This window comes from Streptomyces sp. NPDC006309, assembly GCF_040613095.1.
Classification (GTDB): domain Bacteria; phylum Actinomycetota; class Actinomycetes; order Streptomycetales; family Streptomycetaceae; genus Streptomyces.
This window is the reverse complement of record NZ_JBEXRO010000005.1, coordinates 308,374-333,290: the sequence shown is the minus strand read 5'-3', so window position 1 is coordinate 333,290 and position 24,917 is coordinate 308,374. Positions and strand designations below refer to the sequence as shown.

Here is a 24,917-nt window from a genome sequence, read left to right as displayed (position 1 = left end):
TTGCTCTCGCGCCACGGCGCCACGCGGACGTAGCTCAGTTGGTAGAGCGCAACCTTGCCAAGGTTGAGGTCGCGAGTTCGAGCCTCGTCGTCCGCTCCGGATGAGCCCCCCGGTTTCCACCGGGGGGCTTCTTCGTTCCCTACGACCAGCTGGTGCCCGTCAGCCGCTCGTACGCCTCCACGTACTTCTGGCGGGTCGCCGCGACGACCTTCTCCGGCAGCGGCGGCGGGGGCTGCTCGCTCCTGCGGTCCCAGCCGGACTCCGGCGAGGTCAGCCAGTCGCGCACGAACTGCTTGTCGTACGACGGCTGCGCCCGGCCCGGCTGCCACTGGTCGGCCGGCCAGAAGCGGGACGAGTCCGGGGTGAGGATCTCGTCGGCGAGCACGAGCGTGTCACCGTCGAAGCCGAATTCGAACTTGGTGTCCGCCAGGATGATGCCCCGGTCCCGGGCGATGTCCCGGGCGCGCGCGTACACGGCCAGCGTGGCCTGGCGCAGCTGGGCGGCGGTCTCCGCGCCGACCTGGCGGGCCACCTCCTCGTAGGAGACGTTCTCGTCGTGCTCGCCGACCTCGGCCTTGGTGGCCGGGGTGAAGATCGGGGCGGGCAGTTCCGAGCCGTCGACCAGTCCCTCGGGGAGGGCGAGCCCGCAGACCGTGCGGGACTCCTGGTACTCCAGCAGGCCGGAGCCGGTGAGGTAGCCGCGCGCCACGCACTCCACCGGGACCATCCGCAGCGACTTGCAGATCAGGGTGCGGCCCTCCCAGTCGGCGGGGGCGCCCTCGGGGACGTCCGTGCTGATGACGTGGTGGGCGGCCAGGTCGCGCAGCTGGTCGAACCACCACAGGGAGAGCCGGGTCAGGACGCGGCCCTTGTCGGGGATCTGGGTGGGCAGCACCCAGTCGAAGGCGGACACACGGTCACTGGCGACCATCACGAGGTCGCCCGCCTCGTTGCGGTACAGCTCGCGCACCTTTCCGGTGTGCAGGTGCACCAGGCCCGGAACCTCGATCGGCTCGGGCTTTTCTACGAATCCGGACACGGTTCCTCCCCGTGGGTCTGTCCAATCGCCTCGATTCTCCCGTATGGGGGCGATCGGCCGCGCCCGGGGGTCAGTCGCGCTTGCAGATACGGTCCAGCAGGTTGGCCGTGGCGCGCTGGACGCGGGGGTCCAGGTGCTCGGGGCGGTCCAGGGCCGGGGACCAGGCGAAGGTGCCGGAGGCGAACACCCAGGCGCCGGAGGGGGCGCGGTAGAGGGAGGTCTCCTGGTGGCGCAGGACGCCGTCGTTGTCCGTGTAGGGGGAGTGCGCGAGCAGGATCCGCTCGTCGTGTTCCGGCAGCGGGGTGCGCGGGAAGTAACGGTCCGCCTCGCCGGCGACCAAACCCTCGATCGGGTCGCCCTCGTGGGCGCCGGTCGCCTCCCACAGCCAGTGGCCGGCGTTGCGGACGATCAGCGGGTGCGGTTCGGGGACGCGGCCCGCGTACTGGATGCCGGCCAGCTGCTGCTCGGGCCGGTCGACCTCCCGCCACAGCACCGGCCGGCCGGGGCCCTTGCGTTTGCGGCAGGTCAGCAGCCGGTCCGGGACGCCGGACGGGGACGGTCCCAGCTCCACCTGCCAGTACATGGTGTTGGCGGAGAGGAACACCAGTGAGGTGCCGCGGTCGCGGGCGTCCTCGACGGCGCGGCGCATCGGCACCGACCAGTACTCGTCGTGGCCGGGGAAGACCAGGCCCCGGTAGCGGGTGGGGTCGACGCGGCCGGCGTGCAGGTCACGGGCGTCGGCGTAGGCGAGGTCGTAGCCGTAGCGCTCGGCCCAGCGGATGAAGTCGTAGGCGTGGCCGACGTGCAGGGGCAGACCCGCGCCCGCGTACGGACGGTCGAAGGAGACGGTGGTGGCCGCGTCGGCCTCACCGAGGAGACGGCCGTGCTCGTCCCAGGCGTGGTAGAGGCTGGCGCCGGTGTGGCCGTCCTCCGGATACAGGTTGTACGCCTGCCAGGTGATGTCCGGCAGCAGCAGGAGCAGGTCGGCGGGGTGGTCGTCGCGAACCGTGAACGGCACGTGGGAGCGGTAGCCGTCGACGGTGGTGAGGACGGCGACATAGGCGCCGATGTTCCAGTAGGAGGGCACCTGGAGGCGCCAGGACAGCCACCAGTGGTGGCAGGAGACCGTGCGGTCGGCGGTCAGCGGCGGGGGCTGGACGATGCCGGAGAGCCGGGGGCTCGTGGTGATCTTGGACGCGCCGTCGCCGCCGTAGTGGCCGATGCGGTAGATGTCGACGCTGAACTCCTGCGGCGGGTCGACCGTGACGTGGAAGTCGATCGCCTCGCCGGGCGCGACCGCGCCGGTGGCGGTGAAGCCCTTGATCTGGCGGTGCACGTCGTCGGCCGAACGGGGTCCGGCACCGGCCGACCGCGGTGCGGGAACGCGCGCGCCGGACCTGCCGGTGTGCTGCTGCGGACTGGGGTCGACGTACCAGGGGACGACGTGACCTGTGTCGTCGAAGTACGTCTCACTGCCGCGCAGCCAGGGCACCGGGCCCTGACCGAAGGGGTCCGTGACGGCGTGCGCGAGTGCTCCGGACTCCCAGCGGCGGATGTGGTCCGAGGCCATGGTCGCTCCCCTCCCTGGTGCCCCCGTGTCCTGTCAGTGCACACCGGGCCGTACCCGGCCGTGCTGCCGTATGCGGTGTCGTACGTCGCCGTGTCGTATGTCGCGAGCTTTTGCCAACGGCGTGGTCGGTCCCAGCACATCACATAACGCACGGGCCCGGTCACTAGTCGTTGCGAATTGACCTGAAGTGGAAGTCGCCTTTCCGTTACGGCGGCCGGGGCGGGCGGTGCGGGCGGGGTCAGACGAGGCGTACGGGCTTCTCGGCGCGTATGCCGGACGCGGCCAGCCAGTCGCGCAGCGGGCCCGGGTCCCCCTCCTCGATCAGGCTGAGCACCCTGGGCGTCAGGTCGGCGGCCCGCTCACCGCCCAGCAGCAGGGACGGGCCGTCCAGCCAGTCCAGGGCCGGGGCCGCGCCGGCGGTGTCGACGGCCGCGCAGCACACCATCGCGGTGACATGGTCGGTGAGCAGCTCGCGGGCCGTGCGCGGTGGTTGCAGCGGGAAGAGCGGCAGACCGCCTTCGTCCCACAGGTCGCTCTCCGCGCTGCGCCGGGCCGCGCCGGCGCCTCCCGCCACGGCACCTTCCTCCCGGGCCACCTCGGCACTCAGCCCGGCGGCGAGAACGGCACTGCGTTCGGTGGTGGGATCGGGGTCCTCTTCGTCGCCGTGGGGAGCGCCGGTGGCGGGGGCGGGAGCCGCGGGCCGGCCGGCCGGTTCCGTGAGGTGGTCCAGGACGCGGGCCAGGGTGGCGCCGCCGGGATGGGCGGCCGCGGGGTCCGGGGAGGGGCGTACGCCCAGGGCGTCCAGGACGCGGTGCAGGCGGGCGGCGTGGGCGCGCCAGGCGCGGTCCACGACCTCCTCCGGATACGCCTGCCAGTCCACCGGGGCCCAGTCCGGACCGGTCTCGGCCGGGCCGCCGTGGAAGAGGCGGGCGGCGAGCAGCGAGGCGGCCTCGTCCACGGCGCCGGGCTCCTCCAGCAGGTCACAGGCGGGCCGCTCGCCGAGCCGGGAGGCGTAGCCCTCGGCGAGGCGGTCACGACGGGACAGCTCGGTGAGCGCCGCGACCACGCCCGCGTCCAGCCGGGCGGGCCAGCGGCCCATGCGCCAGGCGGGCAGCGCCACCCTGGTCAGCAGCCGGTCCCAGCCGGCGTAGGCGAGTCCCACCTGCTCCTGGGCGACGATGCGCAGGCCGTAGTCCACCGTCTTGGCGCGCTCGGCCGCCGCCGCCGCGACCCCGCGCTCCATCAGCGTGGCGTGCTCCCGGCAGCCGCGCAGCAGCAGCCGGGCCACCCAGCCGAGGGCCGCGCACAACCCGCGCACCGGCGGACAGCGCCCCGGTGTCGAGGCGACGGCCACGGCCGCGTCCAGCCCGCGCACGAAGCGGCGGGCGGCGGCTATGTCCGGGTGCGCCGAGGGGCCCGTACCCGCGATGACCGGGGCGAGGACCGCGCGCAGCTCGCCGACCCGCATCCACCACAGGAACGGGGAGCCGATGACGAGGACCGGTGCGACCGGGGTCCGGCGGCGGACCGGGGCTCCGGGACCGCCGGTCGCCGGACCGCCGGGCGCGGGGCGCGGGGGCGGCCCGTGGGCCGCGTGGGTGCGGTCCTCCAGCCAGCTGTCGCAGTCAGGGGTGAGCGCTATGGCGGACGGGACCGGAACGTCCAGGCGGTCGGCGAGGTCCCGCACCATCCGGTACAGGTCCGGGGCGGTCTTCTCCGCGATCGGCACCGTGGGGCTCACGGCGGGGCGGGCCCGGGCGACGACCAGGCCGACACCGGCCGCGGCCAGCAGCACCAGCACGGCGAGCACACCCACCGTCCAGCGGGCGGCGTCCCACGCCGGGCCGACGAGACGGCCGGTGGAGGCCCCGGCCAGCAGGATCACCGCGGCGCCCGCGGGCAGCAGGGCCACGGCCAGCGCCCGGCCCCGCACCCGCAGCACCGCGAGCGCCCGGGAACGCGCGGCCTGCGCGCCCGCCTCCACACCGATTCCGGTCACGTGCCGATCTCGCCCCCTCGCTGTCCGACGTGTGCCGTTCTGGTCTTGCTCACTCCCCCACTGTGGCACCCGCCACTGACATCGCAATGCCGGTGGGGCCAAGTGCCGGAACGCTTGCGCGGCACCCTAGTTGGGGCCCACGCCCCAGTCAGCCGTATGGGCGATCGCTCACTCGATGGAATGGCTTTGGTCAGAGCTGGGTGACAGACAGCAAAGATCAGGCCCCGGATCGGAATCCGGGGCCTGAGGGAGAAAGAGCAGGCCGGACAGGGGCGCGCCAGGACCGGACAGGCCCCGCAGCCGCGGGCCGGCCCGCCGGTGGCGCCGCCTCCGCCGCGGGTCAGCCCTCCGGCTGCGCCACCTTCCTGGCGATGTCCGTGCGGTACTGCGAGCCGTCGAGCCGGATCCGGCCCACCGCCCGGTACGCCCGCTCGCGTGCCTCGGCCAGGTCCGTGCCGGTGGCCGTCACGGACAGCACCCGGCCGCCCGCGCTGACGATCGCGTCGCCGTCCCGCCGGGTACCGGCGTGCAGCACGTACGCGTGCGGGGCGTCCTCGGCGGCCACCTCGTCCAGACCGGTGATCGGGTCACCGGTACGCGGGGTGCCCGGGTAGTTGTGCGAGGCGACGACGACCGTGACGGCCGCGTCCTCGCTCCAGCGCAGGGGCGGCAGGTCGGCGAGGGTGCCGGTGGCGGCGGCCATCAGGACACCGGCCAGCGGGGTCTTCAGCCGGGCCAGCACGACCTGCGTCTCGGGGTCGCCGAAACGGGCGTTGAACTCGATGACCCGGATCCCGCGCGAGGTGATGGCGAGACCGGCGTAGAGCAGCCCCGAGAACGGCGTGCCCCGGCGGCGCATCTCGTCCACCGTCGGCTGGAGCACCGTCTCCAGCACCTCGTCGACCAGTTTCGGGTCGGCCCACGGCAGCGGCGAGTACGCGCCCATGCCGCCGGTGTTCGGGCCCTCGTCGCCGTCCAGCGCGCGCTTGAAGTCCTGGGCGGGCTGGAGCGGTACGACCGTCCGCCCGTCGGTGACGGCGAACAGGGAGACCTCGGGACCGTCGAGGAACTCCTCGATCACCACGCTCCCCCGCTTCGCGGGAGGTGCCCCCATGCACGCGGCGGCGTGCGCCCTGGCGGCCTCCGGGTCGGAGGTGACGACGACGCCCTTGCCCGCGGCGAGGCCGTCGTCCTTGACGACGTAGGGGGCGCCGAACGCGTCGAGCGCGACGGCGGCCTCCTCGGCGGTGGTGCAGACGTAGGACCGGGCGGTCGGCACCCCGGCCCCCGCCATGACGTCCTTGGCGAAGGCCTTGGAGCCCTCGATCCGCGCGGCCTCCCCGGAGGGGCCGAACACGGGGATGCCCGCGGCGCGGACGGCGTCGGCCACCCCGGCGACCAGCGGGGCCTCCGGACCGACGACGACCAGGTCGGCCCCGAGACGGGTGGCCAGCCCGGCCACCGCGGCACCGTCGAGCGCGTCGACCTGGTGCAGCTCGGCGACCTCGGCGATGCCGGCGTTGCCGGGGGCGCAGTGCAGCGCGGTGACGTCGGGATCGAGGGACAGGGAGTGGCACAGGGCGTGTTCGCGGGCGCCGGTTCCGATGACGAGGACCTTCACGCGCCCAGCCTAATGGCAAGGTCGCCGAACCCAGGGGGGCGGGTTTGTCGTATGTTCCTCCGAACGGGGCGGCGCGCCACCAGGGCCTCTGCTCACCCGACGGGACACGCACCCCCGGACCGACCCGCCACCCGGGCCGACGCGTCACCCGAGCCGGCGCGTCACCCGAGCCGGCGCGGCACCCGAGCCGGCGCGGCATCCGGGCCGGCTCGGCATCCGGGCCGGCTCGGCATCCGCCGGTGCCGGGCATCACCGGCCGGGCCGGTCCGTCACCCGGCGGGCGAGGCGTCGTTCCGCGGGCCGATCCGTCACCCGGCAAGGCGAGGCATCCTTCGACAGGCCGATCCGTCACCCGACGGGACAGCTCGTCACCAGGGGGCTGCTCGGCTGCTCACCCGGCGGGGCACGCACCACCCGCAGCAACCCATCACCCGGCGGGACAGCGCGTCACCCGGCGCAACCCATTACCCGGCAAGACAGCGCGCCACCCGACAGGGCAGCCCGGCTGCCAGGGAGGAGCGCATCAGCCGGGGCAGCTGCCCACCCGGCGGGACAGCGCATCACCCGGCGCCACCACCCACCACCCGGCAAGACAGCGCGCTACCCGACAGGGCAACCCGGCTGCCAGGGAGGAGCGCATCAGCCGGGGCAGCTGCCCACCCGGCGGGACAGCGCATCACCCGGCGCCACCACCCACCACCCGGCAAGACAGCGCGCCACCCGACAGGGCAACCCGGCTGCCAGGGAGGAACGCATCAGCCGGGGCAGCTGCCCACCCGGCGGGGCGGCGCGCCACCCGGCGCAGCCCGTCACCCGGCCGGCCAGTTCCTCACCCGACAGGGCACCCGGTCACCTGGCGGGCCAGCGCGTCACCCCGCAGGGCACCCGGTCACCCTGCGGGGGCGGGCGCGATCCTCCGGGCCGACCCCTCACCCGGGAGTGCCGTACCGCGGCTCGGCGGGGAGCGGCCTGTCACTCGTTGGCGATTTCCTCCACCACCGTCGCTCCCAGTTCCCGCACGATCAGTTCGTGGCCGGAGAGCGCCGACTCGTCCAGGTCCGGGTCGTCGTCCTCGGCGGTGTCGTCCTCGGGGGCGACGGACCGTGGTCCGGGGGCGGCCGTCGGCCGGGGAGCAGGGGCGGGCGCGGCGGACCCGCTGTGCGGGGCGGCGGGGGCCTGTGGGGCCGACTGGGGCGCCGTGGGGCGGGGGGCGGCGGCCGGGGCGCCGTAGCCACCGCCGGGGGCGCCGCCGTGGCCGGCCGTGGGAGCGCCGCCGTAGCCACCGCCGCCGTAGCCGGACGGGCCGCCCGGCGCTGCGGGGGCGGAGCCGCCACCGGACGGGTCGACGACCGCCTCGATCTTCCAGTGCACGTTGAACTGCTCGGTCAGCGCCTGCCGCAGTACGTCCTCGCTGCCGCTGCCGGCGAAGTTGTCGCGGGCGCCGGCGTTGACGAAGCCGAGCTGGAGCGTGGTGCCGTCGAAGCCGGTCACCTGGGCGTTCTGGCTGAGCAGGATCCAGGTGAAGCGGCGGCGGTTCTTCACCGCCTCCAGGATGTTCGGCCACAGCGAGCGCGGGTCGGGGCCGCCGGCAGGGGCGGGCGCCGGAGCCGCCGGTGCGGGCGCGGCCTGGCTCGGCTGGGGCTGCGGCTGGGCGGGTGCCGCCGGGCCGGGACCCTGGCCCGGACCGCTCTCCGCCGGAGCGGCGGCCGTCGGCCAGCCACCCGGACGCCTGCCGCCGCCACCGGCGGTGGCGGCGGTGGGCCAGGCGCCGGGGGCCGGGGCCGCCGGGGCCTGGGCGGCGGGTGCGGACACGGCGGCCGGAGCCGGGGCCGGTGCAGGGGTGGGGGTGGGCGTGGGGGCCGGGGTGGGAACCGGGGCAGGCGCGGGGGCAGGGGCCGTGGGTGCGGCGGTGACCGGAGGCCCGTCCGCGGCGACCGGATCCGCCGGAGCACCCGGCCCGCCCCCCCGTACGGCCGCGCGGGCCGCCGCGGGGCCGCCGCCGGGCGGCACGGCCACCGCACCGGCGCTCGCGAGAGCCGCGCCGTGGGCTTCCGGGCCCGGGGCGTAGCCCATGGAGGGCGCGCCGGCGCCGCCGGAGAACTGGACGCCGCGCTCGATGCGGTCGAGGCGGGCCATCAGCGACCGCTGGTCGCCGTAGGCGGCGGGGAGGAGCACGCGGGCGCAGATCAGTTCCAGCTGGAGGCGGGGCGAGGTGGCGCCGCGCATCTCGGTGAGGCCCTCGTTGACGAGGTCGGCGGCGCGGCTCAGCTCGGCGGCGCCGAAGGTGCCGGCCTGGGCCCGCATGCGCTCCAGGACGTCGGCCGGGGCGTCGATGAGCCCCTTCTCCAGGGCGTCCGGCACCGCGGCGAGGATGACCAGGTCCCGCAGCCGCTCCAGCAGGTCGGCGACGAACCGCCGCGGATCGTTGCCCCCCTCGATGACGTGGTCGACGACCTCGAAGGCGGCGGCCCCGTCGCCCGTGGCGAAGGCCTCGACCACGGAGTCGAGCAGGGAGCTGTCCGTGTATCCGAGGAGGGACGTGGCCATGGCGTATGTCACACCCTCCGTCCCGGCGCCGGCGAGCAGCTGGTCCATGACGGACATGGAGTCACGCACGGACCCCGCGCCGGCGCGCACGACGAGCGGCAGCACGCCGTCCGCGACCGGGATGTCCTCTCGCCGGCACACCTCGGCGAGGTACTCCCGCAGGGTGCCCGGGGGGACGAGCCGGAAGGGGTAGTGGTGCGTACGCGACCGGATCGTGCCGATGACCTTTTCGGGCTCGGTGGTCGCGAAGATGAACTTCAGGTGCTCGGGCGGCTCCTCGACGACCTTCAGCAGCGCGTTGAAGCCGGCCGACGTGACCATGTGGGCCTCGTCGATGATGTAGATCTTGTACCGGCTGCCGGCGGGGCCGAAGAAGGCCTTCTCGCGCAGGTCACGGGCGTCGTCCACGCCTCCGTGGGAAGCGGCGTCGATCTCGATGACGTCGATCGAACCCGGTCCGTTGCGGGCCAGGTCCTGGCAGGACTGGCAGGTGCCGCACGGGGTGGGAGTGGGACCCTGCTCACAGTTCAGGCAGCGGGCCAGGATCCGCGCGCTGGTCGTCTTGCCACATCCCCGCGGACCGCTGAACAGGTACGCGTGATTGACCCGGTTGTTCCGCAGCGCCTGCTGCAACGGGTCGGTGACATGCTCCTGCCCGATGACCTCGGCAAAGGTCTCCGGTCGGTAGCGGCGGTACAGCGCGAGAGACGACACGCATACGAGGTTAATGGCGCCCACCGACAACGGGCTCCGCCGCAGACCCCGGGAACGCGGACCCCGGGAACGCAAGCGCCCCCCACGCACCCGCCAGAGCCGACCTACCCTTGCTGCCTTCCGGCCCTGGGGGAGTTCAGTCAGATAGCGCCGCGTGAGGGGCTGCGCCCACAGTACCCGATGCGGGCCCGCGGTCAGTACCCGATGCGGGCCTGCGGGAACGGGTTCGTGAGCACCCCCCACGGTCATGTAATGTTTGCGGCGGAGGATTCGCCTAGAGGCCTAGGGCGCACGCTTGGAAAGCGTGTTGGGGGCAACCCCTCACGAGTTCGAATCTCGTATCCTCCGCCAGTGCCTCACCGGGCACGATGTCGAAGGGCCCCACCGTTCGCGGCGGGGCCCTTCGTCGTTGCCCGTCCGGCCGAGGGAGCAGGAACGCAGCAGGAACGATCCGAGGCGGGACGGCGGAAGCACCCGACGCGGGACGCCGGAAGTACCCGACCCGGGGCCGAATGTCGGAACGACCCGAGGTCTGCCGCGGTCACCGTGCCCGGCTGCCGCCCGGCCGTGGAATACGCAGGTCATGGGCGGGGCGACTCGGAATCGGCCCCGCGCGGCCGGTGCCGGCCCGACCCCCGCCTTGATAACGGATGTGTACGGCCGCAGCGGACCGGAGGCACTTGGGCGCATACTGGGGACAATGACAAAACCTGCTGCACCCAAGCGTCACTTGCCGACCAGCCCCTTCAAGGCCCCGGCCGCACCGGCTCCCAAGCATTTCGCCGTGGGCGACCAGGTCACACACGACATGTACGGCCTCGGCCGCGTGATCGGCGTCGAGGAAGGAATCGCGGTCCTCGTCGATTTCGGCTCGGCGCAGATGCGGATCCTGAGCCCGTACGCCAAGATGACCAAGCTGTAGACCGCTGTGTCCGGTCACGGCACGCCGGGCCCCGACAGGGGTCCGTAACGAAAGAGAGACCTCTCATCGAACCGACGTCACTGTTCTCCGCTCCGGAAGGCCAGCCCCGCAGTTCCACCGCGGGCTCGCCGCGTCCGACGACGAACCCCTTCCAGGCCCCGGACTTCGGGGAGGACGAGACGCTCTGGACCGAGGACGCCGAAGATACGGGCCCTGACAGCGCCCCCGACATGCGCGCGTCGCGGCGCGCGGCGGCCTAGCCGCCCCGAGCGCGTCGCGCGGCCGCCGGCCCGGTGCGGCCCGCCCGCACAGGCGGCCGTCCGTTTTCTCCTGCCCGGCGACTCCGGTCCCCTCCGCGACGTCGGACGGCGTGCCGCGCTCCATAACGATCCACCGCGTGGTGCCGCGCGTGGTGCCGCGCCCACCGGACGACGGTGAACGGCCGCACCGCGCTGACCAGGTTGCTCGGGGAGCAGCGCTCCCCGTCGATCTTCCCGGTCCTGGTCCGGCCGAGGGCGGCGAAGTCCCTCGCCCACCCCGTTCCGTCTGTCCTCCTGAGTGACCGCGTGAGTTCTGGCCGCGGTCCGGTCGAGGCCCCCATTGCCCCCCTTGACGCTTCGTGCACTCCTGCGTGCGCCTGTCGTCGGCCCCAGGGAGCCGCTGCCCTGCCGGGACAGCGCGGCTAGCGCGTCACCCGTAGGGGTGCCGTCACCGTCACCTGGTCGAGGTCCGAGACGCGGACCGTCGCCTTCATCGTCCAAGTGCCGGGCAGGGGCAGGGTGAAGGCGGGGGCGGACCAGTAGCCGCCGCGGTCGGTGACGCGCGTGTCCAGGGGGCCCAGGTGCCGGGACGGGAGCGTGAGGGTGAGGCGGAGTCCGGGGACGGTGGAGAGGCCCCCGTCGGCGCCGTAGACCACCGCCTGGACGGAGCCGGTGCCGACGCGGCCGGGGTCCAGGGTGATCTGGACCGTGCCCCGGCCCCCGGGGGCGCCGGTGTCGAAGGGGATCGTGGTGACGGATGCCGTGGGGATGCCGGCCGTCACCGGGGCGCCGGCCGGCGCGGACCCGGTCGCCGCGCGGCCTGGCACGGTGCTGGTCAGGAGTGTGGTCAGGGCCAGGACCAGCAGGGCGGCCGCCGCCTCCGCCAGCACCGAACGCCGCAGCAGGTGGAGTGGGACGGCGGGGGCAGGCTCCGGGAGGTCCGGGGGCAGCGGGGGGCCCGTGGCCGGTTCGGGCACGCGCGCGCGGGCGGGGGCGGCGGCCCGGGTCAGGCGGGCGGTCCAGGTGCGGGAGCAGGCCGCCGCCAGGAGGAGCGCGGCGACCGCGGCCAGCTTGGCCAGGAGGGTACGGCCGTACGTCGTGTCCGTCAGCGCCTGCCAGGAGCCGAGGCCCCGCCAGGACTGGTAGACGCCGGTCAGGGCCAGGACCGTCACCGAGACGGCGGCCAGGCGGGAGAAGCGGGCCGGGACCGTGGCCGGCAGGCCGGCCGGTTCCGGGGTGTGCCGGAACGTCCACAGGAGGGCGGCCAGGCCGCCGAGCCAGGCCGCCATGGCCAGCAGGTGCAGGGTGGCGGAGACGATCGCCGCCGGGACCTGGATGCCCGCCGAGGCGTGGTCGGACGCCGACCAGGTCAGGGACAGGGCGACGGTGAGGACCGCGGCCGCCGCGAGACCGGCACGGCGCGGTAGCCGGACCCGGCGGGTTCCCGGCAGGGCCAGGGCCACCGCGGCCGGCAGCAGCAGCGCCAGCCGGACCAGGAGCAGCTGCCCCGGGCGGGTCGTCGCCGTGTGGGTGAGGGCGGAGAGCCTGAGAGCGGTCGCCGGGGAGGCCGCCTCCTCGTAGGGGGCGCGCAGGACGTACAGCGCGGCGGTGGACAGGACGAGCGTGACCAGGGCGGCCAGGGCGGGGACGCGCAGGTGTGCCGTCTGCGGCGGACGGCAGTACGCCACGAACGCGGCCGTACCCAGGAGCAGGGCGAGGGAGAGGTAGGCGAGGTAGCGGGCGATGGTGTGCAGGGCGGTGGTCGCCCCGTTCTTCGTGCGCTCCGGGGGCGGGGCCACCGGGGCCGCCGTGCGCCTGCCGACGGAGAAGGTGAGGGCGCCGGACACCGGGTGGCTGTCGGCCGACACCACCCGCCAGGCGACCGTGTACGTGCCGGTGGCCAGCCGGGCGGGCAGGGAGACGCGGGCCGTGCCGGAGCCGCCGGGGGCATGACCGGCGGGGCCGGTGCGGAGCCGGTGGTTGCGGGGGTCGTACACCCGGAAGGAGTCGGTCAGCAGGCCGACCGACTCGGTGAAGGCGAGGGTCACGTGGCGGGGGGCCGTGCGCAGGACCGTTCCGTCGGCGGGGTCCGAGGCGCGCAGGACGGCGTGCGCCGATGCGGGGGCGGCCGTGCCCAGCACCAGGCCCGGCAGAAGGCCGAGCAGGAGCGCCGGGAGCAGCAGGAGCGCCGGGAGCGGGCGCCTCGTGACGCTCCGGGTGTGCCGCCGCGCCGGTCGTCGGTCTCCGTCGCGCAGCACCGTCGTCAGCCTCCGTCCCCACGGCCACGTGCACCCGTGCCGGTGCCTCGGTAGGGGTACGGGAAGAAACGCCCGTCTGCTCACCGGGCCTCGGCGCAGTCCGGGGCGCTCTTTCGGGCGTCGTCACCCGGGGAGGGCCACCGCCCGGTCGAGGAAGGCGAGTTGGGCGTGCTTCTCCGGCAGGTACACGTCGGGGAGGTCGATCTCGGGGAGGACGACCGCGGGGCCGCGGCGAAATCCCTGGCGTGCGAAGCGGGCGAGCGCCTTGGTGTTGCGGACGTCCGGGTCGACCACGATCCGCTGCCGGTCCAGGACCTGGAGCGCGAACGTCGTCACCGCCGTCAGCAGGGCCGACGTCCAGCCGTGGTGCGGGCCTTCGGGGCCGGCGGGGGCGAGGAGGATGTGTACGCCGAGGTCGCCGGGGCGGACGTCGTAGCACTCGCCCACGCGGTCGGCGGCCGGCTCGTACGTCTGGAGGAGCGCGGCCGGCCGGCCGTCTTTGGTGACGAGGTAGGCGTGGTGGGTGCCGAGGGTGGCCAGGTGGCCGTAGATCTCGGCGACCTGGGCCTCGGACAGGCCGTTCATGCCCCAGAACACGGCGCGTTCCTCGCTCACCCAGGCGTGGACCAGACCCGCGTCGCCGTCCGGGTCGAGGGGTCGGACGCGGACGGTGCCGTAACCGTCGATGTGCTGGATGTGCAGGTCAGTCATCGGTCTCCTCGGGGGTGAGCAGGGTCCAGTCGGTGACGACCGGCGCGAGGTCTCCCCGGAGCCACAGGGAGAGCTGGTCGTGGTGGTGGGCGGTGCCGGGGACGCCGTCGGCGCCGAAGGGGACCACCCAACGGCTGCTGTCGCGGTCGGCGAGGTCCCAGACGTAGCGGGCGGCCGGGCCGCGGGCGCAGCGGTCGGTGAGACCGGGGACGGACGAGGTGCAGAGCACGCAGTCGTGGTCACCGGCGAGGCCCGGGCCGGAGGTGTCGGGGCCGGGGGGCGGGTCCGCCGGCAGTGCCCTCCAGGGGGCCAGCAGGTGGGTGGCGGACCAGGGGCCGGCGGGGGGTGCGGCGGCAATCTCCTCCAGGGCCGCACGGACGGCCGCGGCGCGGTCGATGCCGTACAGGCTCCCGGTGCGCAGCAGGTGTTCGAGGGCGTACCCGACGCGCGGGACCAGAGCGAGCCACGGGAGCAGGACGTCCGGGCAGGCCGGGGGCTCGGCGAGCGGGGCGAGGACGGGGTGCGCGGCGAGGTGGCGGACGACCGCGCCGCGTACCGCCGCGTACAGCGCCGCGTCGGTGCTGTCCGCCTCCATGCGGCGGTCCCAGGCGAGGAGGCGGTCGCGGAGGCCGGCCGCGGCGGGGGTGAGGCCGTTGAGGGCGGCGACGTGGTCGAGGAGCGGGCCGGCGGAGGCGAGGTGGGTGTCCGTGTGGATCGCGGCCATGTCGTCGGCGGTCCAGGTGCGGCGGGCCTCGAGGAGGGCGCGGATCCGGGCGGCGCGGTGGGGTGGGGCGAACTCGACGCCGAGGGGGGCGGCGAGCCCGCGTTCGTTCGCCATGACCGCGATGCCGTCGTCCGGGACGGCGTACGGCGTCTCGTGCGTGCCCCGCCATGCGTGGCCGGGCCTCCAGGCGGGGACCGGGTGGACGCTGTTGGCCTCGGCGCGCAGGGGGACGCGGCCGGCGACGCGGTGCAGGGTGCCTCCCTCGGTGTCGGCGGCGTGGACGACGTTGACCGGTTCGGCCCAGGCGTCCAGGGCCCTGTCGACGTCGGAGACGGTGCGGGAGCGGAGGAGGGGGAGGAGGGCGCCGAAACCGAGGTCCTCCGTGACCCGGGGCGGACAGCGGAGGGCGAGCGCCTCGGCGACGCCCTCGGCGGGCCTGCTCCCGCCCGGCCCGGCCGTGCGGCGCTCCGACGTGGCCGTACGGCTCTCCGGACCGGCCGTGCCGCTCTCATCGGCGGGGGTGAGCGGCACCGGCGGTACGGCCCCGCCGTCGGCGGTCTCGGGCCGGTGTGCCCCATCCGGCGTGCCGTCCGGGCCGTCCGGGCCGCCCACGATGACCGGGCCCCGGGCGGTCTCGACGATCTCCAGTACGAGCGGGGGTCCGCCGGCGATCTCGACGGTCTCGGTGTGGCGGGCGGCGCGGTGCCAGGCGCCGTCCGGGGAGAGGGCCTCCACGCCGCCGGTGCCCGTGCGGCGCAGGCGTTCGCGGTAGAGGTCCTGGTAGTCGGCCATGGCGTTGGTGATGGCCCAGGCGACGGTGCCGGTGTGGCCGAAGTGCGCGATGCCGGGGACGCCGGGGACGGCGAGGCCGATGACGTCGAACTCGGGGCAGGAGAGGCGTATCTGCTGGTAGACGCCGGGGTCCTCGATGAAGCGGTGCGGGTCGCCGGCGATGAGGGCGTGGCCGGTGGCGGTGCGCTCGCCGGTGAGGAGCCAGCCGTTGCTGCCGGCGGTGCCGGGGCCGTCGGTGGCGAACAGGGGGACGGCGTCGGGGCCGAGGTGCCGTATCGCGTGCTCGCGCCAGAGCTTGGCGGGGAAGCCGGCGAAGAGGAGGTGGGTGGCGAGCCAGATGCCGAGGGGGGTCCAGGGCTGCCAGCGGCCGGGGGCCAGGCCGGTGCGGGTGAACTCGGGGGCGCGGCGGGCGCCCGCGGGCAGGCCCGCGTTGACGCCGTCGACGTACGCCCGGACCCAGTCGGCCGTTTCGGGGTCCCGGCGTTCCAGGGCGGCGAAGCAGCGGCGGGCGGTGTCGTCCAGCCGGGCGCGACGGGCGAGGACGTCCCAGGAGACGGAGGGGGCGCCGAGGAAGGCGGCCGAGGTGCCCTGCGCGCGGTGCCGTTCCACCTCCAGCTGCCAGGCCCGGTCGTGGGCGGTGACCCTGCCCTGGGCGTGGGCGAGTTCACGGACGCCGGACGCGCGCAGATGGGGGATGCCCCAGGCGTCGCGGTAGGTCTCGGTGGCCATCCGGAACCCTCCCTCTTTTTAGGTTAGCCTGACCTAACTTTCAACGAATCGTACGCGAGCGGCGGAGGGGTCATGGGGCAGGGGCGGGGTTGGGAAGGCACGGTCCTCAGGCTGCTCGGCGGCAAGGACTTCCGCTGCACGGTCCTCGAGGCCGAGGACGTCACCCCGCACTACCGGCGGCTCCGGCTGAGCGACGGCGGGCTCCTCGCCGCGGCCGGCGTCCACCCCACGATGTGGGTACGGCTGTGGTTCGCGAACGCCGGCCGGCCGCACCAGCGCGCCTACACGCTGGTCGACCCCGACCCGGCCGCCGGCACCTTCGGCCTGGAGTTCGCCCTGCACGAGGGCCGGGCCTCCGACTGGGCGCGGGCCGCGCGGCCCGGCGACACCGTCGAGGCCACCGTGCAGGGCACCGGGTTCCGGCACCCGGACCCCACGCCCTCCCATCTCGTCGCGATCGGCGACCCGGCCTCCCTGCCCGCCGTCAACTCCCTGCTCGGCGCGCTGGACTCCGCCCCGGCGACCGTCTGGTTCGAGGGCGATCCGGCGGGCCTGCCCGGGCCGGCCGGACGCGGCCCGCACGAGATACGGCCGGTGCCGCGCCGGGACGCGGGCGCCCACCTCGTGGAACGGGTCCGCGCTGAACTGCCCGCCGTCCTCGCCGCCGGCCCCCACCCGTATGTGTGGATCGCCTGTGACACGGCGACGACCCGGGCGCTCGCGGGCTACGTCCGCGGGGAACTGGGCGTGCCGAGGCAGCGGGTGCACGCGCTGGGGTACTGGCGCGCGGACTGAGGAACCGCGCGGGATCATCGACCCATGGACGTCACCCTGCACCTCGCCCAGGAGCCCGCGGCCGACGCGCTGCTCGGGCGCTCCCCGCTCGCCGCGCTGACCGGGATGCTGCTCGATCAGCAGATTCCGATGGAGTGGGCGTTCAAGGGGCCCCGGACCATCGCGGACCGGCTCGGCACCGAGGAGCTGGACGCGCACGAGATCGCGGCGGCGGATCCGGAGGCGTTCGCCGCGGTGCTCGCCGAGAAGCCCGCGGTGCACCGTTATCCGGGCTCGATGGCCAAGCGGGTGCAGCAGCTGTGCCAGTACCTCGTCGAGCACTACGACGGGGAGGCCGAGGCGGTCTGGCGGGACGCCGGCAGCGGGGCCGAGCTGCGGCGGCGGCTGGAGGACCTGCCGGGGTTCGGGAAGCAGAAGGCGCAGATCTTCCTGGCCCTGCTCGGCAAGCAGCTCGGGGTCACCCCCGAGGGCTGGCGCGAGGCCGCCGGCCCCTACGGCGAACCGGACTCCTTCCGCTCCGTCGCCGACATCACCGGCCCGGACTCCCTGGCCAAGGTCCGCGCGTACAAACAGGAGATGAAGGCGAAGAAGAAGTAAGAGGCGGATCGGACCTGCGAGCGCCGCAACGCCCCCAGGGCCGCGGGGAACCGCGCGACCGTCCCCCAGCCGGCAGGGACGCCCACCGCCCGGCAAGCGCCCACGCCGGCTCCCCGACGGCGCGGGGAACCGCGCACCCGGCCCCTAGGCACCCGCGGCCGCCCGACCGCTGCGGCCCCGCCCCCGGTCTGCCGCCCTGCCGTGCCGAACGGGGTGACACGCCGTCGCCCCCTCGCATACCGGCTCACGGTCCACAGCCTGTGCACAGCGTCCGCGCGTTGGCCTTCCGCGTCCCCCGGAGAAACGATCCCGCAGGCCCCGGCGGGCCGTCCGGCGGGCTCCCGCGGGCCGGCGGACGGCGCGATATCACTGCCACTCAGCCCCCGCCCCCGTCCCCGTACTAGGCCGTTCGCCTGATTTGTTCCATCTTTTCAAGCGTTGCACTCGGCCACCATGGCTGCGCCCGGAACGTCTTGACCGGTAGGCTTTCCGTGTGATCTTCAAGCGCATCGGAAACGGCCGGCCGTACCCCGACCACGGCCGGGAAAGCACCCGGCAGTGGGCGGACGTCGCGCCGCGCCCGGTCCGCCTCGATCAGCTCGTCACCACCAAGCAGCAGCTCGATCTGGAGACCCTGCTGGCGGAGGACTCGACGTTCTACGGCGACCTGTTCGCGCACGTCGTGAAGTGGCAGGGCGACCTGTATCTGGAGGACGGCCTGCACCGCGCGGTCCGCGCCGCCCTCCAGCAGCGCCAGGTGCTGCACGCTCGCGTGCTCGAACTGGACTGACCCGGGGCGACACGGCCGTTGGCCCTTTCGGGTTCCCTGGACGGCATCAGCTGATCATCTGATAGGCATCGCCGCCCGGGCGCACTACGCTGCGTTCATGAGCATGCTGACTCCGCCCGGCATGGGCGGCCGGTACCGCATCACGGGGGACACATACCCGCGGATGCGTCCGCCCCGGCGGCGCGTCAGGCTCGTGGCCGTCGTGGTGGCGTCAACCGCCGTGCTCGGCCTGACCGGCTGGGGCACCTTGCAGCTCATCCAGGTCTTCTCCGGCGACGGGAACCCGGCGGCCGGTTCCGCGGCGGACTGCCGGCTGAAGGCCGCGGCGGCCCCGGCGGCCCGGGTCGAGGCACTGCCCGCGCCCGGCCGGATCAAGGTGAACGTCTACAACGCCACCCGGCGCACCGGACTCGCCAAGGACACCGCGGACCAGCTGCGCAAGCGGGGCTTCCGGATCGGTGCCGTGGGCAATGCGCCCGAGCAGTACGACAAGAAGGTCAAGGGCACGGGGCTGCTCCTCGGCCCCGCGGCCGCGCGGGACACCTCGCTGCGGGTGCTCGGCACCCAGCTCGGCGGCGCCGACCTGCGCACCGACGCGGGACGCAAGGGCGCCGACCTCGACCTGGTCATCGGGGACGCGTTCAAGGGCCTGACCCGGCAGGCGTCCGCCGACCAGGCCCTGACCAGGCTGAGCGCACCCGCGTCCGCCGCCCCGGCCTCACCCTCGGCCGGGACGAAGAAGGGCTGCGCGGCGCAGTAGTACCCGCCCCGCCCAGCCCTCGTGCCGCGCTCGTACCCCGCGCGGTGCCTACTCCGCCGCGCCGTAGAGCCGGTCCCCCGCGTCACCCAGACCCGGGATGATGTAGCCGTGCTCGTTGAGGTGGTCGTCCACGGCCGCCGTGACGACCGTGACCGGCGTGTCGGCCAGTTCGCGTTCCATGACCTCGACGCCCTCGGGGGCGGCCAGCAGGACGACCGCCGTGACGTCGTCGGCGCCGCGCCTGATCAGCTCCCGGATCGCCGCGACCAGCGTGCCGCCCGTGGCCAGCATCGGGTCCAGGACGTACACCTGGCGGCCCGAGAGGTCCTCGGGCATGCGCGAGGCGTACGTGGAGGCCTCCAGCGTCTCCTCGTTGCGGATCATGCCCAGGAAGCCCACCTCGGCGGTCGGCAGCAGCCGGACCATGCCGTCCAGCATGCCCAGACCGGCGCGCAGGATCGGCACCACCAGCGGGCGGGGACGGGCGAGCTTGACGCCGGTGGTCTGCGCGACCGGCGTCCGGATGCCGACCGTCTCGGTGCGTACGTCCCGCGTGGCCTCGTAGGCGAGCAGGGTGACCAGCTCGTCGGCGAGCCGCCGGAAGGTCGCGGAATCGGTGCGCTGGTCGCGCAGCGTGGTGAGCTTGTGGGCGACCAGAGGGTGGTCGACGACGTGGAGACGCATGCCCTAACGGTACCTGCGCCGCGCGCTCCCTCACGCTGGCGTCAAACCGGCCGTCCGGGGGAAGGTGAGAAGGACGGACAGGGGTGGTGTGACGTGTCTGACCTGCCTGACAAGCGTGCGGACGGCTTCGGGGCCCCCGGCGGTGCGGCCGGCTCCGGGAACGGGTCCGCACAGACCGATCCCGACGCGCCCGAGAGCGCGGCCGACCGGCGGCGCCGCCGTGCCGAGTTCCTGCGCGATCTCGCCGAGGCCCGGGAACTGCGTGCCCGGGTCCAGCCGCGGCGCGCCAAGGTCGCCCGATTGCACCACGCGATGCGGATGCGGACGTTCCGCCGGTAGACGGACCGGCCGGACCGAGCCGCGCAGGCCGGGGCCGGTGCGGACGTCCGAATCGGGAAGATCCGTGTCCGCGCCGGTGTCGGGGTGGCGGGCATGCGTGAGCGCGGGGAAAGCCGCGTACGATCCGCAGGTGGCGGCAATGAGCGCACTGGCGGACCGATCACCGATGGCGATCGGAACAGCCGGACACAGGGAGCCGAAGACGTCCCCTGGACGCCTTGTTTCTGCCACGATTCCGAGTGGGTGGGGCTCGGAGCTAAGGCTCTCCCCTCCCACGTACCTCCGCCGGGGGGACCCCCAACCGGCACGCCTATGACCAGTGGGAGAGTCACGGTGTACTTCGCCGCACTGCTCGCGCGCACCGAAGACGGGTGGGAAGCGAGCGACACGGAGCTCGACGATGTGGAAACCCTGTCGGATCTGGCCGACCTGGCCCGGGAAGCCTCTCCCGACGAGGACACGGTGCTCGTCCTGATCGAGCAGGAGGACTCCTGGTTCGGCGTCGTCCGCGTGGACGGCGAGGAGGACCCTCGCATCTACGTCTCGGACGCCGCCGCCGCCCAGCGCAGCGCGTACGGCGAGCTGCTGCTCACCGACGAGCTGCTCGGCCGGGAGCCCGGCTCGGACGACGACGTGGACCTGGACGCCCTCGACCTCGACGGCACGGAGGACGGCGAGTCCGACGACGACACCGAGGAGGAGGGCACCCCTGCCGCCGACTCGGTGCCGCACAGCCCGGTGGGCGACAGGGAGATCCTGGACGACCTCGGCATCGGTGAGAAGGAGCTGCGCGCGCTGGACGCCGACGACGCGCTGAACACGATCGCCGAGGCCCTGGGCGCCTCGGAGGTGCTGGAGACCGTCCGCTGACCGCGCCCCAGGACCCGCGGGGCACACCGGACCCGGTCCGCGACCCCTGGCGGGCCGCGATGCGGCTCGCCCTGGACGAGGCAGGACTGGCCGCCCGGGGCGGGGACGTCCCCGTCGGCGCGGTCGTGCTGTCCCCGGACGGTGCGACCGTACTGGCGGCCGGGCACAACGAGCGCGAGGCCACCGGTGATCCCACGGCCCACGCGGAGGTTCTCGCGATCCGGCGGGCCGCGGCCCGGCTCGGGGAGTGGCGGCTGACCGGCTGCACGCTGGTCGTCACCCTGGAACCGTGCACGATGTGCGCCGGCGCGCTGGTCCAGTCCCGGGTGGACCGGGTGGTGTACGGCGCCCGGGACGAGAAGGCCGGCGCCACCGGTTCCCTGTGGGACGTGGTGCGCGACCGGCGGCTCAATCACCGTCCGGAGGTCATCGAGGGCGTCCTCGCGGGGGAGTGCGCCCGGCTCCTCACCGGGTTCTTCCGGGACCGCTGAATTCCGATTTCGAACCGGGCCGCGGTGTGCTGTAAGGTCTCCCTCGGTAGCGTGTCCGAGCGGCCGAAGGAGCTCGCCTCGAAAGCGAGTGTGGCGCAAGTCACCGAGGGTTCAAATCCCTCCGCTACCGCTTACGGAAAGGCCCCGCCGACGGCGGGGCCTTTCCCGCGTTCCGGGCCAACCGCGCCGCACCGGCGGACTGTTGGCGGGGCAGGAGGGCGCGGAGGTTACACTCGCGGCCGGCAGCAGGGGGCCCTCGGGGCACTGGCACAGGGGAGGCCGCGATGGCGGTGAACGCCAAGAAGATCGCCGTGTACGTGCTCGTGGTCTTCGCGCTGTACGTGATCATCACGGACCCGGCCAAGGCGGCCGACTACGTGCAGATAGGCTTCGAGGGCATCTCGGACGCCGCCAGAGCCATAGGCGACTTCATGACCTGGCTCGCCCACGGAGGAAAGGGCTGAGGTACCTCCCATGATCCGCCATCTGGTCCTCTTCAGGCTCAACGACGGCGTCGGGCGCGACGATCCGCGCGTGGTCGCGGGCGTCGAGGCGTTCCGGGCGCTCGGCGGGCAGATCGAGGAGCTGCGGTTCTGGGAGTGCGCCTGGAACATCAGCGACCGGCCGATCGCCTACGACTTCGCGATCAACTCGGCCGTCGAGGACACCGGCGCCCTCCGGCGCTACCTGGAGCATCCGGCCCATCAGGCGGGCGTCGCGCTGTGGCGCGAGTTCGCCACGTGGGTGATCGCCGACTACGAGTTCTGAGCCCTTCCCCGCAGAAGCCCCCCGCTGGAACAGCGGGGGGCTTTCCCGCGTCTTGGGCCCCAACTTGTCTTTATTTGAGCACAACACGGCGTTATGCGGTGCTTGCGCACAGTGCACATGTCTTGTGATGCTATGACCGCTTTTGACGGATGATTGACCGTGAAGAGGTGGCGTTGACCGTGTCGGCCAGTACTGCGCCGCCCCAGGAAGAGGCACCCGCTCCGCCCCCGCCGGCCCCCGAGAGGCGCCGGGGCGCGGACACCCGTGCCCTCACCCAGGTGCTGTTCGCCGAGCTGAAGACGCTCACCCCGGGCACGCCGGAGCACAACCGCGTGCGGGGGGCGCTGATCGAGGCCAACCTGCCGCTCGTGCGCTACGCCGCCGCCCGCTTCCGCTCCCGCAACGAGCCGATGGAGGACGTCATCCAGGTCGGCACCATCGGCCTGATCAACGCCATCGACCGCTTCGACCCGGACCGGGGCGTGCAGTTCCCGACCTTCGCCATGCCGACCGTGGTGGGCGAGATCAAGCGGTACTTCCGGGACAACGTCCGCACGGTCCACGTCCCCCGCCGGCTGCACGAGCTGTGGGTGCAGGTCAACAGCGCGACAGAGGACCTGACCACGCTCCACGGCCGCTCACCGACCACCGCCGAGATCGCCGACCGGCTGCGGATCAGCGAGGAGGAGGTGCTGAGCTGCATCGAAGCGGGACGCTCGTACCACGCCACCTCGCTGGAAGCCGCGCAGGAGGGCGACGGGATGCCCGGACTGCTCGACCGGATCGGCTACGAGGACCCGGCGCTGGACGGCGTCGAACACCGCGACCTGGTCCGCCACCTCCTCGTCCAGCTCCCCGAGCGCGAACAGCGCATCCTTCTGCTGCGCTACTACAGCAATCTCACCCAGTCCCAGATCAGCGCGGAACTCGGCGTCTCCCAGATGCATGTCTCGCGGTTGCTCGCCCGCAGCTTCCAGCGGCTGCGTTCCGCGAATCGGATCGAGGCGTAGCCCCACGGACTTCACGTCCGTCGAACCGTCTCACCACGGGTGGCGGGTGGTTGCACAGCAGGCGCACGGAAGCACGCCCCGAATGGCCCTGCATCGCATATCCGAGCGATCCGTCACCGGCGCGAGCGAATCCCTCACCAGGGCTGTTGCCGACAGTTGTGGCCCGACATGCCGTCAGACCCCTTCTCTGCAGGGGGTATTCACTTCTCACATGTCGACATGTCACTACAGCGCGTTGCCGACATGTGACATTCTGCGGGAAGCGCGTTTGCCGAGGCTTCGGCTCCGGTATTCAGGTGAAGGCTGCGTCGCTCGAGAAGGACGCCGCCGCGACCGTCCCGCGACCCAAAGGGGGTGGCATGTCCGCAGACCAGGGCAGCTCGAAGGTGCTGACGCCCACGCTGAGCGAGGCAGCGCCCAAGGAGCTCGACGCTCTCGACGTCCTCGACGGATTCGAGGGTGTCACGGCCCTCGAAGCCGTGCCGTCCCCGGCCGCCGCCCCGGCCGCCGAAGCTGTCCCGGCCATGCCGGCCACGGCGAACCTCGACACCCGCACCCTGTCCCGCTCCCTCTTCCTGCGCCTCGCCGCGCTGGACGAGCACAGCCCCGAGCGGGCCTATGTACGGGACACCCTCATCGAACTGAACCTGCCGCTGGTGCGCTACGCGGCAGCGCGGTTCCGCTCGCGCAACGAGCCGATGGAGGACATCGTCCAGGTCGGCACGATCGGCCTGATCAAGGCGATCGACCGGTTCGACTGCGAACGGGGCGTGGAGTTCCCGACGTTCGCGATGCCGACCGTCGTCGGTGAGATCAAGCGCTTCTTCCGCGACACCTCGTGGTCGGTGCGCGTCCCGCGCCGCCTCCAGGAGCTGCGCCTGGCACTCACCAAGGCCAGCGACGACCTGTCGCAGAAGCTGGACCGCTCGCCCACGGTGACGGAACTGGCCGCCGTGCTCGGCGTCTCCGAGGAGGACGTCGTCGACGGCCTCGCGGTCGGCAACGCCTACACCGCGTCCTCCCTCGACTCACCGGCCCCCGAGGACGACGGCGGCGAGGGCTCCCTGGCCGACCGGCTCGGCTACGAGGACACCGCGCTGGAGGGCGTCGAGTACCGCGAGTCCCTCAAGCCCCTGCTGGCCAAGCTCCCGTCCCGGGAGCGGCGGATCATCATGCTGCGCTTCTTCGCCAACATGACCCAGTCGCAGATCGGCGAGGAGGTCGGCATCTCCCAGATGCACGTCTCCCGGCTGCTGACCCGGACGCTGGCCCAGCTGCGCGAGGGCCTGATCTCGGACTGACCCGGCCACCGCCCGCCGGGCCCCGTCACGACAGCTGTCAGCGACGGGAGCCGGGACCGGGCGGGGTCACAGGGACGACGACGCGTACGACGGATACGCGTGGCCGCCGAAGCGCCGTCATGGCCGCGTCGGCGGCCGTCGTCCGTCCGGGACCAGCCCGCGCCCATGGTCCACCCGGCCGCGACGCCGGCTCCGGCGGTGGGGCGAGGGCGCACGTACGGCGGTGGGCCGGACACCCGGGCGAGGACGTCCCTACGGCGGTGGGCCGGACACCCGAGGAGATCCGCGCCGCCGGCCTCCGGCACCCCGGCGGCCCGGGCGGGCGTACGTCACCGGCGCGCTCGGCATCGGCCGGAGGGCGCCGGCATGCGCGACGGACGCGGGAGGGGTCCGTCCTGATCAGCGGGTCCCGCCGGAGTTACTTGAGCGCCAGCCAGGCCACTCCCGCCACCACGACGAGCGCCACGACGATGCCGATGATCAGGCCGATCCGGGGGCCCGAGGGGGCCGCCTGCTGCTGTCGGCCCTGGGGAGCCTCGTCGACGAACGCGCGGAACATCTGGGTGTTGCCGGCGGGGTCGTAATTGCCCTGGGGGCCCTGGGTGTTAGCCATGGCCCGAGACCTT

At 73.9% G+C, this 24,917-nt stretch carries 22 protein-coding genes, 3 tRNA genes and 1 other RNA gene; 15 read left to right on the top strand and 11 right to left on the bottom strand.

Going from position 1 to position 24,917, the window contains the following annotated elements:
* Positions 1–23: 23 nt before the first annotated feature.
* Positions 24–96: transfer RNA gene (locus ABZ117_RS10580), tRNA-Gly, on the top strand.
* Between the two features lie 43 nt (positions 97–139).
* Here the strand turns inward: ABZ117_RS10580 and ABZ117_RS10575 are convergent.
* The 6 genes from ABZ117_RS10575 to ffs form a co-directional block, all read right to left on the bottom strand.
* Entirely contained in the window at positions 140–1,039 is a 900-nt protein-coding gene (locus tag ABZ117_RS10575) for a phosphoribosylaminoimidazolesuccinocarboxamide synthase (protein WP_356819292.1), read from the bottom strand.
* Positions 1,040–1,109: 70 nt separating this feature from the next.
* Positions 1,110–2,609: a N,N-dimethylformamidase beta subunit family domain-containing protein gene (locus tag ABZ117_RS10570; RefSeq protein WP_356819290.1), complete on the bottom strand. Its 1,500-nt coding sequence runs from the start codon at positions 2,607–2,609 to the stop codon at positions 1,110–1,112.
* 238 nt (positions 2,610–2,847) lie between these two features.
* Positions 2,848–4,608: a hypothetical protein gene (locus ABZ117_RS10565; protein WP_356819289.1), complete on the bottom strand. Its 1,761-nt coding sequence runs from the start codon at positions 4,606–4,608 to the stop codon at positions 2,848–2,850.
* 340 nt (positions 4,609–4,948) lie between these two features.
* Positions 4,949–6,229, bottom strand: coding sequence for a phosphoribosylamine--glycine ligase (gene purD / locus ABZ117_RS10560; RefSeq protein ID WP_356819287.1), 1,281 nt, complete (start codon positions 6,227–6,229; stop codon positions 4,949–4,951).
* A 972-nt stretch (positions 6,230–7,201) separates the two neighbouring features.
* On the bottom strand, positions 7,202–9,490 hold the full coding sequence (locus ABZ117_RS10555; RefSeq protein WP_356819285.1) for a DNA polymerase III subunit gamma and tau: 2,289 nt from the start codon (positions 9,488–9,490) through the stop codon (positions 7,202–7,204).
* 68 nt (positions 9,491–9,558) lie between these two features.
* Positions 9,559–9,657, bottom strand: an RNA gene (gene ffs, locus ABZ117_RS10550) — signal recognition particle sRNA small type.
* Between the two features lie 96 nt (positions 9,658–9,753).
* Between ffs and ABZ117_RS10545 the strand changes: the two genes are divergently transcribed.
* Together ABZ117_RS10545 and ABZ117_RS10540 are read left to right on the top strand one after the other, a co-directional pair.
* Positions 9,754–9,841 (top strand) — tRNA-Ser (locus tag ABZ117_RS10545).
* Between the two features lie 349 nt (positions 9,842–10,190).
* The gene (locus ABZ117_RS10540) at positions 10,191–10,412 is read left to right on the top strand and encodes a hypothetical protein (RefSeq protein ID WP_121788003.1); all 222 of its coding nucleotides are present in this window, start codon (positions 10,191–10,193) and stop codon (positions 10,410–10,412) included.
* Between the two features lie 682 nt (positions 10,413–11,094).
* Here ABZ117_RS10540 and ABZ117_RS10535 read toward each other — a convergent pair.
* The 3 genes from ABZ117_RS10535 to ABZ117_RS10525 form a co-directional block, all read right to left on the bottom strand.
* Positions 11,095–12,930 carry a copper resistance protein CopC gene (locus ABZ117_RS10535; protein ID WP_356819283.1) on the bottom strand — a complete coding sequence of 612 codons (1,836 nt, stop codon included), beginning with the start codon at positions 12,928–12,930 and terminating at the stop codon, positions 11,095–11,097.
* Positions 12,931–13,053: 123 nt separating this feature from the next.
* Positions 13,054–13,641: a GNAT family N-acetyltransferase gene (locus ABZ117_RS10530; protein WP_356819281.1), complete on the bottom strand. Its 588-nt coding sequence runs from the start codon at positions 13,639–13,641 to the stop codon at positions 13,054–13,056.
* A complete protein-coding gene (locus tag ABZ117_RS10525) occupies positions 13,634–15,886 on the bottom strand; it encodes a penicillin acylase family protein (protein ID WP_356819279.1) in 2,253 nt (750 codons plus the stop codon). The genes ABZ117_RS10530 and ABZ117_RS10525 overlap by 8 nt, the downstream gene beginning before the upstream one ends.
* 72 nt (positions 15,887–15,958) lie before the next feature.
* Here ABZ117_RS10525 and ABZ117_RS10520 point away from each other — a divergent pair, with 72 nt between their 5' ends.
* The 4 genes from ABZ117_RS10520 to ABZ117_RS10505 all read left to right on the top strand — a co-directional run bounded on the left by ABZ117_RS10520 (position 15,959) and on the right by ABZ117_RS10505 (position 18,828).
* Positions 15,959–16,681, top strand: coding sequence for a siderophore-interacting protein (locus tag ABZ117_RS10520; RefSeq protein WP_356819277.1), 723 nt, complete (start codon positions 15,959–15,961; stop codon positions 16,679–16,681).
* Between the two features lie 24 nt (positions 16,682–16,705).
* On the top strand, positions 16,706–17,278 hold the full coding sequence (locus tag ABZ117_RS10515) for an HhH-GPD-type base excision DNA repair protein (protein WP_356819275.1): 573 nt from the start codon (positions 16,706–16,708) through the stop codon (positions 17,276–17,278).
* Between the two features lie 493 nt (positions 17,279–17,771).
* Positions 17,772–18,068 carry a type II toxin-antitoxin system VapB family antitoxin gene (locus ABZ117_RS10510; RefSeq protein WP_004943146.1) on the top strand — a complete coding sequence of 99 codons (297 nt, stop codon included), beginning with the start codon at positions 17,772–17,774 and terminating at the stop codon, positions 18,066–18,068.
* Between the two features lie 97 nt (positions 18,069–18,165).
* Entirely contained in the window at positions 18,166–18,828 is a 663-nt protein-coding gene (locus ABZ117_RS10505) for a LytR C-terminal domain-containing protein (RefSeq protein WP_356819273.1), read from the top strand.
* A 48-nt stretch (positions 18,829–18,876) separates the two neighbouring features.
* Here ABZ117_RS10505 and upp read toward each other — a convergent pair whose 3' ends face one another.
* Complete coding sequence (upp, locus tag ABZ117_RS10500; RefSeq protein WP_356819271.1) at positions 18,877–19,512, bottom strand: uracil phosphoribosyltransferase; 636 nt, start codon at positions 19,510–19,512, stop codon at positions 18,877–18,879.
* A gap of 93 nt (positions 19,513–19,605) precedes the next feature.
* Here upp and ABZ117_RS10495 point away from each other — a divergent pair, with 93 nt between their 5' ends.
* The 8 genes from ABZ117_RS10495 (at position 19,606) to ABZ117_RS10460 (ending at position 24,291) form a co-directional block, all read left to right on the top strand.
* Positions 19,606–19,851, top strand: coding sequence for a hypothetical protein (locus ABZ117_RS10495; RefSeq protein WP_356819270.1), 246 nt, complete (start codon positions 19,606–19,608; stop codon positions 19,849–19,851).
* A 333-nt stretch (positions 19,852–20,184) separates the two neighbouring features.
* On the top strand, positions 20,185–20,721 hold the full coding sequence (locus ABZ117_RS10490; protein ID WP_356819388.1) for a hypothetical protein: 537 nt from the start codon (positions 20,185–20,187) through the stop codon (positions 20,719–20,721).
* Between the two features lie 59 nt (positions 20,722–20,780).
* The gene (tadA, locus tag ABZ117_RS10485; RefSeq protein WP_356819268.1) at positions 20,781–21,212 is read left to right on the top strand and encodes a tRNA adenosine(34) deaminase TadA; all 432 of its coding nucleotides are present in this window, start codon (positions 20,781–20,783) and stop codon (positions 21,210–21,212) included.
* Between the two features lie 45 nt (positions 21,213–21,257).
* Positions 21,258–21,342: transfer RNA gene (locus ABZ117_RS10480), tRNA-Ser, on the top strand.
* 154 nt (positions 21,343–21,496) lie between these two features.
* Positions 21,497–21,676, top strand: coding sequence for a hypothetical protein (locus ABZ117_RS10475; protein WP_356819266.1), 180 nt, complete (start codon positions 21,497–21,499; stop codon positions 21,674–21,676).
* 10 nt (positions 21,677–21,686) lie between these two features.
* Complete coding sequence (locus ABZ117_RS10470) at positions 21,687–21,980, top strand: Dabb family protein (RefSeq protein WP_356819265.1); 294 nt, start codon at positions 21,687–21,689, stop codon at positions 21,978–21,980.
* Between the two features lie 149 nt (positions 21,981–22,129).
* Complete coding sequence (locus ABZ117_RS10465) at positions 22,130–22,990, top strand: RNA polymerase sigma factor SigF (RefSeq protein ID WP_356819263.1); 861 nt, start codon at positions 22,130–22,132, stop codon at positions 22,988–22,990.
* 359 nt (positions 22,991–23,349) lie between these two features.
* Positions 23,350–24,291 carry an RNA polymerase sigma factor SigF gene (locus ABZ117_RS10460; protein WP_356819261.1) on the top strand — a complete coding sequence of 314 codons (942 nt, stop codon included), beginning with the start codon at positions 23,350–23,352 and terminating at the stop codon, positions 24,289–24,291.
* 418 nt (positions 24,292–24,709) lie between these two features.
* On the opposite strand, the gene ABZ117_RS10455 is transcribed toward ABZ117_RS10460, so the two are convergent.
* The gene (locus ABZ117_RS10455) at positions 24,710–24,904 is read right to left on the bottom strand and encodes a hypothetical protein (protein WP_356819260.1); all 195 of its coding nucleotides are present in this window, start codon (positions 24,902–24,904) and stop codon (positions 24,710–24,712) included.
* Between the last annotated feature and the right edge of the window lie 13 nt (positions 24,905–24,917).

Coding starts and splice junctions, on each gene's coding strand:
- ABZ117_RS10455 (WP_356819260.1), bottom strand. CDS start 24,904: ATGGCTAACACCCAGGGCCCCCAGGGCAATTACGACCCCGCCGGCAAC.
- ABZ117_RS10520 (WP_356819277.1), top strand. CDS start 15,959: ATGGGGCAGGGGCGGGGTTGGGAAGGCACGGTCCTCAGGCTGCTCGGC.
- ABZ117_RS10530 (WP_356819281.1), bottom strand. CDS start 13,641: ATGACTGACCTGCACATCCAGCACATCGACGGTTACGGCACCGTCCGC.
- ABZ117_RS10465 (WP_356819263.1), top strand. CDS start 22,130: ATGATTGACCGTGAAGAGGTGGCGTTGACCGTGTCGGCCAGTACTGCG.
- ABZ117_RS10460 (WP_356819261.1), top strand. CDS start 23,350: ATGTCCGCAGACCAGGGCAGCTCGAAGGTGCTGACGCCCACGCTGAGC.
- ABZ117_RS10525 (WP_356819279.1), bottom strand. CDS start 15,886: ATGGCCACCGAGACCTACCGCGACGCCTGGGGCATCCCCCATCTGCGC.
- upp (WP_356819271.1), bottom strand. CDS start 19,512: ATGCGTCTCCACGTCGTCGACCACCCTCTGGTCGCCCACAAGCTCACC.
- ABZ117_RS10540 (WP_121788003.1), top strand. CDS start 10,191: ATGACAAAACCTGCTGCACCCAAGCGTCACTTGCCGACCAGCCCCTTC.
- ABZ117_RS10470 (WP_356819265.1), top strand. CDS start 21,687: ATGATCCGCCATCTGGTCCTCTTCAGGCTCAACGACGGCGTCGGGCGC.
- ABZ117_RS10475 (WP_356819266.1), top strand. CDS start 21,497: ATGGCGGTGAACGCCAAGAAGATCGCCGTGTACGTGCTCGTGGTCTTC.
- ABZ117_RS10505 (WP_356819273.1), top strand. CDS start 18,166: ATGAGCATGCTGACTCCGCCCGGCATGGGCGGCCGGTACCGCATCACG.
- ABZ117_RS10570 (WP_356819290.1), bottom strand. CDS start 2,609: ATGGCCTCGGACCACATCCGCCGCTGGGAGTCCGGAGCACTCGCGCAC.
- ABZ117_RS10515 (WP_356819275.1), top strand. CDS start 16,706: ATGGACGTCACCCTGCACCTCGCCCAGGAGCCCGCGGCCGACGCGCTG.
- tadA (WP_356819268.1), top strand. CDS start 20,781: ATGCGGCTCGCCCTGGACGAGGCAGGACTGGCCGCCCGGGGCGGGGAC.